The sequence below is a fragment of the Pseudoduganella sp. R-31 genome, assembly GCF_049913235.1.
Taxonomy (GTDB): Bacteria; Pseudomonadota; Gammaproteobacteria; order Burkholderiales; family Burkholderiaceae_D; genus Rugamonas.
On the sequence record NZ_CP183986.1, the window covers coordinates 5,155,067 to 5,164,511 of the forward strand.

Consider the following 9,445-nt stretch of genomic DNA (forward strand, 5'->3'; position numbering starts at 1 on the left):
ACGCGACGGCCACCGGCCAAGTGTCTGATCCTGTGGGTCAGACACTGGTGTTCCGTTTTTTTTAATCGACGTTGCGCCCACGCACCTTCAACGCCGCCCGCACCCCGGCGCCATACGCCGCATCAGCCTTGTCGAAATGGCCGAGCTGCCGCTGGATGATCTCGTCGCTGACCTGGCTCAACGGTCCGGCAAAATTGTCAAACAGGTTCTGCTTCTCCTGTTCAGGCAACAAACGGAACAGGTTGCCCGCCTGGGTGTAATCGTCCTCCTTGCCCCGTCCATCGTAGCGCCCTGCCCCGCCGTCCAGCGCCAGCGCTGGTTCGCCGTGGCCCATGCCCTGCGGATTGGTTCCCGCCGCTTCCACTGGCGCATAGTTCTGCTCCGCGCCGCCAAAGCCGGCCGCCATCGCGCCATCACGCTGCTGGTGATGGAATGGGCAGCGCGGCGCATTCACCGGCAGGTGCTGGTGATTGGTGCCAACGCGGTACAACTGCGCGTCGTGGTAGGCAAACAGGCGCGCCTGCAGCATCTTGTCCGGCGAATAGCCCATGCCCGGCACCACATTGGCCGGCGACAGGGCCGCCTGCTCCACCTCGGCGTGGTAGTTGACCGGATTGCGGTTCAGTTCCAGCACGCCGACGGGAATCAGCGGGAAGTCAGCATGCGGCCAGACCTTGGTCAGGTCGAACGGGTTCCAGCCGGTGCGTTGTTCCCACGCCGCCAGTTGCTGGTCGGTCGCCACCTGCACCTTCACCTCCCATTGCGGGAAGTCCCCCGAAGCGATGGCGTTGTACAGGTCGCGCTGCGCATGGTCGGGATCGGCGCCCGCCAGGCGCGTCGCTTCGGCCGCGCTCAAGTTCTTGATGCCCTGCCTGGTCTTGAGGTGCCACTTCACATAAACGCGCTCGCCGGCTGCGTTGACCAGGCTGAAAGTATGGCTGCCGAAACCGTCCATGTGGCGGTAGCCGTCCGGCGTGCCGCGATCGCTGAACAGCATGGTGACCTGGTGCAGCGATTCCGGCGTCTTGCTCCAGAAGTCGAACATCATGGTCGGCGATTTCAGGTTGGTTTGCGGGTCGCGCTTCTGGGTATGGATGAAGTCGGGGAATTTGATGCCGTCCTTGATGAAGAACATCGGGGTATTGTTGCCGACCAGGTCCCAGTTGCCTTCCTCGGTGTAGAAACGCACCGCGAAGCCGCGCGGATCGCGCTCGGTATCGGCGCTGCCGCGCTCACCGCCAACGGTGGAGAAGCGCACGAAGGTCTCAGTCTGCTTGCCAATGGCCGCGAACAGCTTGGCCTTGGTGTACTTGCTGATGTCGTGGGTGACGGTGAAGGTGCCGTAGGCGCCGGAGCCTTTGGCGTGGACCACGCGCTCGGGAATGCGTTCGCGGTTGAAATGCTGGAGCTTCTCAATCAGGTGGAAGTCCTGCAGCAGGACGGGGCCACGCGGGCCGGCAGTCAGGGAGTTCTGGTTATCGGCGACTGGAATGCCGGATGCGGTGGTGATAGGGGTCTGGCTCATTTACTGGCTCCTTCATGTGATCGGTGAAATCATTCTAAAGAGACACGAGCAATTAATGAATTTGATTAATTCTATGAAATCGATAGTCAAAAGCGTTCATGGATGGCAATCCCCTCAAAGGTGTCCGACTCGCCAGCCCACGGCTTGGCCTTGAAGGCCCGCTGCGCATCCGCGTAGCCAGCCTGCCAGCGCTGGTTGATGCCAGCGCTCGAGAAGTCGATGTCCTTGGTGTGGTCCTCGCAGTTCAGATGCGGCGCCTTGAGCAGCACGACGTGCATCGAGGTACCGCAGCCCCATAGCGCCAGCTCGCGCGCTTCCGGACTCGCGCGCACGTCCTCCGGCAGCTTCATCGCCAGTTCGCGGATCACGCGCCGCAGGCGGTGCAGCTTGCGCTGCTGCTCGATATGGCTGGCGCGGCTGGCATACTGGATCTCCTTGTGCTTCTCCAGCACGTCCAGCACGCTTTGCGGCTCGCTGCCGTCCGGATTCCACACCTGGACCGAGAAGATCACCGAGTCGCGGCGCGGTTCGTCGTCGAGCACCGCCTCGATCGGCGTGTTGGAATAGATGCCGCCATCCCAATACGGCTCGCTACCGATGCGCACCGCCGGAAAGGCTGGCGGAATGGCGCCGGATGCAATCACGTGCGACAACTCGAGCGCCTCCTTGCGCGAATCGAAGTAGCGCATGACGCCATTGCGGGCGTTCACAGCTCCCACGGTCAGCCGCGTATGGCGCTCGTTCAGGTAGGCCATGTCGACCAGGCCTGCCAGTGTATTGCGCAGCGCATTGGTGCGGTAAAACGATGCATTCTCCACGCCTAGCGGCGCGGCCGGATTCCACCACGCGAGCGGATTGGGATCAAAGAAGGCGGGAATGCCTTGCGCCAGCGTGAGCGCGTTGGCGAACGCGGGCGGCAGGCTGCCGAATGGGTCGTGGCGCTCCATCGCCTCCCAGAATGCGCGCAGGCGCGGCACGCGCTGTTCGGGTGGATTTCCCGCGATGATGGCGCCGTTCAGGGCTCCGATCGAAGTGCCGATCACCCAGTCCGGCTCCACGCCCGCTTCGTGCATGGCCTGGTAGACGCCAAGCTGGTATGCGCCCAGCGCCCCTCCGCCCTGCAGCACCAGCACCACCTGCCCCGGCATGCCCTTCTTCACAAGCGCACCGACAGGCCGACGGTGAATGCCAGGTCCGGCGTACGCCGGTTCAGGCCAAGCATGACGCCGGCATCGACGTGCAGGTCGCGCGTGAACGAATAGCCGCCGCCGAAGTCGAAGCTGGCGGTGGTCCCGCCGTCGCGCGCGCGGGCAATGCGCGGCGTGGCCACTTCAACGAAAGTGTAGGCGCGTTCGCCCAGGTTTTTTGCCAGCGTGATGCCGAATTGTCCGGTGGAGACATGGCGTCCGGATTCATCGCGATCGAGGTAGTAGCCGGGCATGACGCCCAGCTCCAGGTCGTGCGGCAGCTCCCATTCGATTGGCACGCGGAAGGACGGCCTCGTGCCATTGCCTTTGAATTCGCGCGACCCGGTCGCGAAGTCCGCTTGCATGATCAGGCCAACCGACGGCGCGCCGCCCTTCCCCTCGCGTACCTGCCACTTGAAGCTTGCGGCTGCGTCGCCCCAGCCGCGCGTGCGGGCCGGATCGCTGCGGTCGGTCAGACGTCCGTCCGACTCCAGGCGCAGCTCCAGGTCGTCCGTCACGCCCACGCGCAGCAGCAACGGGGTGCTGCGCGCCTCCTTCGACTGCAGCAGGCCGGTCTCAAGCTGTATGCGTCCCTTGCCGACCACCTCCGGCGCATCCACGAAATCGGGACGGTCGGTGGTTATCCAGCTATCGGATTCCGCCGCCGCGCAGCACAAAGGCAACGCAAGGGCAGCGCACAGGACGCGTTTCGGCATTTTGCTCTCCAGGGCATTTACGGCTTAGGATAGAAATATGCCACTAATACCGGAGATCAACAATGAAGCTTAACCATATTGATTTGCCCGTAACGGACCTGGAAGCAGCAGCCGGCTACTTCCAGCGCGGTTTTGGCTTTGAACGTTTGCCAGCGCCGGCCGAAGGCATGGCGATCCTGCGCGGCGAAGGCGGCTTCGCCCTCATCCTGCAACAGGCCGGGAGTGCCGTCTATCCGGCCGGGTTTCATATCGGCTTCCTGCAGTCATCCGACGAGGCAGTGCACGCCGCCTACCGGCGACTGGCCGACGCTGGACTGCCCTTGCCACCTGCCCCGGCGGAGAGTTACGGCTGCCTCTCTTTCTGGTGCCAGGCTCCCGGCGGCATCCTGGTTGAAGTCAGCCACCGCCCAGGCTAAGCAGGCATGCGCCCCGTGCGCAGGGCAAACGCCCAATCGGGCCGCCCGTGGCGCGCGGCAACGTCCGCCGCGGCATGCCAGTCGTAAGCAACGGCGTACTGTTCGACCGACCATGCGCCGCCAGTACGTTCGACAATGGCATAACGCGCATGCGGCGTGCCGTTTTCGGCCTTGTGCGGATAAGGCAGGTCATCGTCGTAAGCCTGCAAGCCGACGCTGCCCGGATTGAGCACCAGGCGCCCGTCTTCGAGCAGCATCGAGCGCGGCACGTGGGTGTGGCCGCACAGGATCAGGGAAGCTTGCGCATCCCCTGCCCGGTCCAGGACCTCGCCATAGCTTGCCGCGCGCTGCCCGGCAGGATCGACGGTTTCCATCCAGTACACCAGGTCCGAAGCGGGCGTGCCATGCACCATCAGGACATCGTCCTGCAAGCGCATGGAGGCCGGCAGCGATGCGATCCACGCACGATGCGAGGGCCCGATGTGATCGTGGGCCCAGCGGTCGGATGCACCCATGCGTGCCGGGTCGCGCTCCAGCACCTGGCGTTCGTGGTTGCCGCGAATGGTGGGCAAGCCCAGCGCCATCAGGCGCTCTGCAGTTTCAGCCGGCAGCAAGGGGCCGGACAGGATATCGCCCAGGTTGACCGTCAGCTCGACATTGCGCCGTGCGATGTCGGCCAATACGGCATCGAGAGCCCACAAGTTCCCATGGATGTCCGACATCACTGCGACTCGCATTGCATATGCTCCTAACTGGCAAGCGCCGCGACCTCCGCTGCGCTGAGAGCGCCATTATAGATCCGGAAATCGTCAATCTTGCCGTTGAAATAAGGATCAGCGGAATACTGCGAGCGGCCCAGCCAGTTCTGCGTTCCCGACCGCATCCGGAATGGCGCATGGGTCATCTGGTTATTCGTCGCGACCGCGCTGCCATTCACGTACAAGGTGCCGGTAGTACCCGATAAAGTCACCGCAACGTGCACCCATTGCCCGGCCGGCAGCGTTGCGGCCGACAGCGACTGGTCGCCCCATCCGTTGGTCAGGTTGATGGTGAATCGCAGGCCGCCGCCGCCAGCCTGTGGCGTCAGGAACATGCATTGCGTCGTGCCGGAGCCGAAATCGAAAATGCGCGTCCAGTTACGCCCGCCATCCCAGTAGACCCAGGCTGCGATGGAGAAGTCGGCCAGGCCATCCATGAGTCCAGCCGGCAGGCTGACGTAGTCATCGACGCCATCGAGTGCCACGGAGTTGGCCTTCTTCCCTGCCGCCCACTGCGCACCGTTCAGCAAGGTGGCATGGCGGCCATTGCCGCTGGTGTCCTGCGCGGTCGTGCCTTGCGCCTCGTTGAAGGCCAACAGGACATGCGGCACCACGGCGGTGATCACTTTCGCTTCGTTCGATACCGCGCTGGCGCCCGCCGGCGACTGCGCAGTGATTACGTAGTAGTAGCTGTTTGGCGCCATCCCGCTGTCGGTATAGGTAAGCAGGCCGGTAATGCCGCTGGCGACAGTGGCATACGGCCCGCCCGGAGCGGTCGCGCGCAACACGGTATAACTGGTGGCGCCAGCTGCGCCCCACCAGGACAGCTCGACCTTGCCGCCGACCAGGCGCGCCGTCAGGCCGCTTGGCGCTCCGCCCGCTGCCTTGGCATCGCGGCTGAACGTAAGGGTGCCGACGCCAAGCTGGTCGCCGTTGTTGCCATCGCCCTCGGCGCGCACCCTGGCCGCCATCTGCGCGGTGAACGGCGCTGCCAAGCCGCGGCGGTTCACGTAGTGGTTGTAGATCATTTCCCAGACCGGACGGATGCTTGGCAGCCCGGCCGGCGAAATGCCCGTGCCGGTGCCCTGCCGGTTGATGTAGGTATCGAACGGCATCGAGGTGTAATAGGGAGTGCCGCTCGCATCGGACAGGTTGGTCTTGGCCACGTATTCAGCCCCCGCCAGGAAGCGGTTGTTGTCGTAGCCGTAGAAATCGTCGCCCTGGTTCCACGCCATTTCGCAGAAGACCCCGGCCAGCCCGATGCCCAGCGTGCAGTGGCCCTGGTCGCGCGAGCTTTCCTGCCATTGGCCAAGGTAGCCCGGGTGGATAAAGGGTACGGCCTGGCTCGATGCGCCATTGCCGCGGCCAGTCCGGTAATACGTAACCGCTTCGTTGTACAGGTCTTCGCGGTCGCACATTACGCCGATGGCCAGGATGGCCGCCAGGTTGCACTGGTCCCAGTTGGCCCAGTAGTTGGTGATTTCCGAGCCATTGTGCCCCGTCAGGAACTGGTGGCTGAGCGGATAGAACACGTTCAGCATCATGTCCTGGAAGCGCTTCAGGTCGGCCGCAGCCCAGCCAGGGTAAGTCCGCATGATTTCAGCGGCATTGGCGAACTGGAAGCCGTAAATGCCGGCAGCCAGGAAGCGGTCGGCATTGCCGGTAATGGTGGTCAGCGTGGACGACCAGGCGTTCAGAAATTCGACAGCCTTGTTGGCGTATGCAACGTCGCCCGACACTTTCCAGCGCACCGCCAGCTGGTAGGTGCGGGCGATGTCGATATACATTTGGGAGAAATTGCTGTCGGTGCCGCCGCGGATGACGGTTTGCAGCGGACGCGGACTGTTGTTCAAGTGGGAGCGACCGGTATTCAACAACGCATTCCAGCCATCCAGCCAGGGTTGGGCTCCCGCCGCCACTTTGGCGCGCATGCGGGCAAAGTCCTCCTCAGTATGCAGCAAGCCGGGGTGAACGAAAGCCCGGCCTGGCGCAGGCTGCGCCGGTGGGGCCGTGTCGGCCGGTTGCGTTGGCTGGGTCGATTGCGCTGGCGGAGCGGGCTGGACAGCCGGTGACGACTGCGCAGGCAGCGCGCCTTCCGCGCCTTGCGAATTGTGCGGCGAAGACCCGCCGGCGTTGCAAGCGCTGAGCGCGAGTGGACCGAGCGCCGCCAGGCTAAGCGAACCGGTGCAAAAAGTCCTGCGAGGAAGGGAAATACCTTTGGTTTGCCTGGTCATAGTTACTTTCGAACGTTTGCGGGCAGGATGCCGCGAGCGGTCGTATGATAACTTACCGTAAGGCAACATTTTTGTTAGCACTTGATGAATTTTGCTTATGCCGACACTGAAAGTTTGATATTTTTGGAATCAGTTGCCGGCCAGGGCGTCTGCTACCTTGTCCATCTGGGAGGCCTTGGCAATGGCGTTGGCCGGCTTCTTCTCATCTTTTTGAGATTCCTTGGCCTGGGCCGGGGGCGGCACCGGCAACGTGGAGGCCACGCGCACCGTATCCATGGCATACATTGATATCCCAAGCCCCACCGTTCCGATCAATAACCAGCGTACCCATGAGGACAACACGATAGCCTCCGGCAAATTTTTCTACTAATGAGTTTAGTGTCGAAATTTGCCGGGATTCTATTCTATTGTCACAAGGGCTGAAGATTTTACTGCTGAGGTTGCTGGGCCATGTAGACCAGCTCCCAGATATGGCCGTCCAGGTCTTCAAAGCCATGGGCGTACATGAAGCCATAGTCTTTCGGTTCACGCGGCGTCTTGCCGCCCGCCGCAACGGCCTTGCGCACCAGGTCGTCGACCTCTTCACGGCTCTCGCAGGACAGGCAGACCAGCACCTCGGTGGCCTCTTTCGCATTGGCGATCGGCTTCGACGTGAAGGTACGGAAAAAGTCCTCGACCAAGAGCATCGCGTAGATGCTGCCGTCGTGGATCACCATGCTGGCGGCGTTTTCGTCGGTGAACTGCGGGTTGAAGGTGTAACCCAGCGCAGCGAAGAAGGCCTTCGACTTTTCCAGGTTCTTGACGGGCAGGTTAACGAAGATTTGCTTGTTCATTTGGGCCTCTCGAAAAAGGGATTTACAGGGTGGTTTGTAAACCTACGACGAGGCAGCGCTCCGGAAATCGACATCCGAGGAAAAAAAAATTTAACGCATCCCAACGAAGTATGCTCCTCGCGAATATAGCACCCAGGTCCCGCCGAGAATTTCGCAAATTGTCACAAACACAAATATTATCAAATAATACAAATATGTGACAAATCGCGTGCTAGATTCATGGTCTCACCTGGAGCACGAGCGCTCCGGGTTTTCAAAATCCCTCAAAGTCAGGAATAAGCATGAATAAAGTAATCTTTGCTGCGGTGTGCGCGATTCTCATGTCCGGTTGCGCTGACATGCCCTCGAAGGAAACCGCTGGGACAGCTGCCAAGGAAGAGACATATACCACGACGGGTTCCCGCATCCCGCGCAAGGTGAGCAGCACCGCACGCGCCGATGCAGCCATCCTGGATAAGGACGAAGTGGAGCGCCAGGTGCAGAGCCAGGGAAGCACCAACACCATGGGCCGCTAATCATCGCAAACAAGCCCGCGAACCTGGGACCAGGCTTGCGGGCTTGTTTGTCGGAACGTTAGTTCTTCACCGCCACGTAGGCAACCCGCAATTTGGCCGGCCCGCTGCCACCAGCCGTTTCCCCCACCGGTCCACGCACCGGAACGCCCAGCAAGCTCACTTCCACCATCGCCTTGTGCACGTCGATTCCGCTGAAAAGCGCCACGCCTTGCTGGCCGATCGGCACCCCCATGGTCGCCGCTTTCGGTCGCCACTTCAACGCGCGGAAGGAATCGGCCAACTTTACGCCGGCCGCAGCCAACCGGTTGCGTTCCGCCGCATCCGGCGACTGGCTCGTGCTCCACAACAAGTTGACCTGGACCAGCTTGCCGCCGGGGCCATCAAAGATATAAGTCACGCCCGCCGGTCCCGGGCCAGGCGACAATTGCGCCAGCGGCAGCACCAGAACCCGCGCACCGCCCGGCAACTTCGCTTGCTGCAGCAGCTTGGCTTGCTCCTTGAAGTCGGCGGCTACCGCCGCCCTCACCTGCTGTTCATCCATGCCAAACCGCGCGCTGCGAAAGCCTTTGATTTCATGCAGCGCATCTTGCGCCGCGTTGACGACGAAAGTCTGGCGCAGCACCGCCGGGCCGGCAGGCGCGGCACGATGCTCCTGGCGTCGCTGAGCGCCAGGTAGCTCGACATCGAACGCGGCGCCCCCGAGGCGGATCTCGACGCCGGCACCGGCCTCATCGCGCCCGGCAAAGACCACCAACTCGCCCGGCGCAACCACCCGGCCGCGTGCGGTCGCGAACACCGGCCACTGGTAGCCAACCTGCTCGCTCGCCAGCGCCGCCGCGGCCGACAGCAGCGGCGCACGCTCCGCTTCAGCAGGATTGCCGGCGATAGCCCAGGTACTGTGCACGCCGACCAGCCGCCGCTCATCGGCGCTGAAAACATAGCTGATGCGCGCCGGCCCCGGCCCGGGCGCCAGCGTTGGCAGCGTCACCTCCAGCGCCAGCGTGCCGGCGGCATCGTCCGCGCCCATCTGAGCCGTCGCCAGGGCACTCGGCCAGGCAGCAGCAATTGCCGCCTTGACCTGCGCGATATCCATGCCCCAGCGCGCGCCATAGGCGCCGGAAATCTTCGCCGGCTCGCCGCGCACCGTCCAGGAATGCGGCTGGCCGCTCAGGGAAACTTCTTCGCGCGGCTGCTGCGCCTGCACGGCCGTTCCGGCGGCGAGGCCCGCCGCGACCAGCGCGGCACACAATGTCTTCTTCAT

The 9,445-nt window shown here is 63.0% G+C and carries 10 protein-coding genes; 2 read left to right on the forward strand and 8 right to left on the reverse strand.

What is annotated here, in order from left to right; all coding sequences use genetic code 11:
• Positions 1–61 precede the first annotated feature (61 nt).
• From ACN9MY_RS23465 to ACN9MY_RS23475, 3 genes are all read right to left on the reverse strand, one after another.
• The gene (locus tag ACN9MY_RS23465) at positions 62–1,525 is read right to left on the reverse strand and encodes a catalase (protein WP_426318772.1); all 1,464 of its coding nucleotides are present in this window, start codon (positions 1,523–1,525) and stop codon (positions 62–64) included.
• Between the two features lie 86 nt (positions 1,526–1,611).
• Positions 1,612–2,673 (reverse strand): patatin-like phospholipase family protein, encoded by a 1,062-nt coding sequence (locus tag ACN9MY_RS23470; RefSeq protein ID WP_426172277.1) that lies wholly within the window; start codon positions 2,671–2,673, stop codon positions 1,612–1,614.
• An 8-nt stretch (positions 2,674–2,681) separates the two neighbouring features.
• Positions 2,682–3,428: a transporter gene (locus ACN9MY_RS23475; RefSeq protein WP_426336202.1), complete on the reverse strand. Its 747-nt coding sequence runs from the start codon at positions 3,426–3,428 to the stop codon at positions 2,682–2,684.
• 62 nt (positions 3,429–3,490) lie between these two features.
• On the opposite strand from ACN9MY_RS23475, the gene ACN9MY_RS23480 reads away from it, so the two are divergent.
• Entirely contained in the window at positions 3,491–3,844 is a 354-nt protein-coding gene (locus ACN9MY_RS23480; protein WP_426163220.1) for a VOC family protein, read from the forward strand.
• On the opposite strand, the gene ACN9MY_RS23485 is transcribed toward ACN9MY_RS23480, so the two are convergent.
• From ACN9MY_RS23485 to ACN9MY_RS23500, 4 genes are all read right to left on the reverse strand, one after another.
• The gene (locus tag ACN9MY_RS23485) at positions 3,841–4,581 is read right to left on the reverse strand and encodes a metallophosphoesterase family protein (RefSeq protein ID WP_426336203.1); all 741 of its coding nucleotides are present in this window, start codon (positions 4,579–4,581) and stop codon (positions 3,841–3,843) included. The genes ACN9MY_RS23480 and ACN9MY_RS23485 overlap by 4 nt on opposite strands.
• A gap of 11 nt (positions 4,582–4,592) precedes the next feature.
• Positions 4,593–6,836, reverse strand: coding sequence for a LamG-like jellyroll fold domain-containing protein (locus ACN9MY_RS23490; protein ID WP_426163224.1), 2,244 nt, complete (start codon positions 6,834–6,836; stop codon positions 4,593–4,595).
• Between the two features lie 129 nt (positions 6,837–6,965).
• A complete protein-coding gene (locus tag ACN9MY_RS23495) occupies positions 6,966–7,121 on the reverse strand; it encodes a hypothetical protein (protein ID WP_426163226.1) in 156 nt (51 codons plus the stop codon).
• 143 nt (positions 7,122–7,264) lie between these two features.
• A complete protein-coding gene (locus tag ACN9MY_RS23500; RefSeq protein WP_426163229.1) occupies positions 7,265–7,669 on the reverse strand; it encodes a VOC family protein in 405 nt (134 codons plus the stop codon).
• Between the two features lie 281 nt (positions 7,670–7,950).
• On the opposite strand from ACN9MY_RS23500, the gene ACN9MY_RS23505 reads away from it, so the two are divergent.
• The gene (locus tag ACN9MY_RS23505; RefSeq protein WP_426163230.1) at positions 7,951–8,184 is read left to right on the forward strand and encodes a hypothetical protein; all 234 of its coding nucleotides are present in this window, start codon (positions 7,951–7,953) and stop codon (positions 8,182–8,184) included.
• A gap of 58 nt (positions 8,185–8,242) precedes the next feature.
• Here ACN9MY_RS23505 and ACN9MY_RS23510 read toward each other — a convergent pair whose 3' ends face one another.
• The gene (locus tag ACN9MY_RS23510; protein ID WP_426336204.1) at positions 8,243–9,445 is read right to left on the reverse strand and encodes a hypothetical protein; all 1,203 of its coding nucleotides are present in this window, start codon (positions 9,443–9,445) and stop codon (positions 8,243–8,245) included.

Excerpts from the sequence above, each read along its gene's own strand:
- ACN9MY_RS23510 (WP_426336204.1), bottom strand. The coding sequence starts at position 9,445 with ATGAAGAAGACATTGTGTGCCGCGCTGGTCGCGGCGGGCCTCGCCGCC.
- ACN9MY_RS23495 (WP_426163226.1), bottom strand. The coding sequence starts at position 7,121 with ATGTATGCCATGGATACGGTGCGCGTGGCCTCCACGTTGCCGGTGCCG.
- ACN9MY_RS23505 (WP_426163230.1), top strand. The coding sequence starts at position 7,951 with ATGAATAAAGTAATCTTTGCTGCGGTGTGCGCGATTCTCATGTCCGGT.
- ACN9MY_RS23475 (WP_426336202.1), bottom strand. The coding sequence starts at position 3,428 with ATGCCGAAACGCGTCCTGTGCGCTGCCCTTGCGTTGCCTTTGTGCTGC.
- ACN9MY_RS23485 (WP_426336203.1), bottom strand. The coding sequence starts at position 4,581 with ATGCGAGTCGCAGTGATGTCGGACATCCATGGGAACTTGTGGGCTCTC.
- ACN9MY_RS23490 (WP_426163224.1), bottom strand. The coding sequence starts at position 6,836 with ATGACCAGGCAAACCAAAGGTATTTCCCTTCCTCGCAGGACTTTTTGC.
- ACN9MY_RS23480 (WP_426163220.1), top strand. The coding sequence starts at position 3,491 with ATGAAGCTTAACCATATTGATTTGCCCGTAACGGACCTGGAAGCAGCA.
- ACN9MY_RS23500 (WP_426163229.1), bottom strand. The coding sequence starts at position 7,669 with ATGAACAAGCAAATCTTCGTTAACCTGCCCGTCAAGAACCTGGAAAAG.
- ACN9MY_RS23465 (WP_426318772.1), bottom strand. The coding sequence starts at position 1,525 with ATGAGCCAGACCCCTATCACCACCGCATCCGGCATTCCAGTCGCCGAT.
- ACN9MY_RS23470 (WP_426172277.1), bottom strand. The coding sequence starts at position 2,673 with ATGCCGGGGCAGGTGGTGCTGGTGCTGCAGGGCGGAGGGGCGCTGGGC.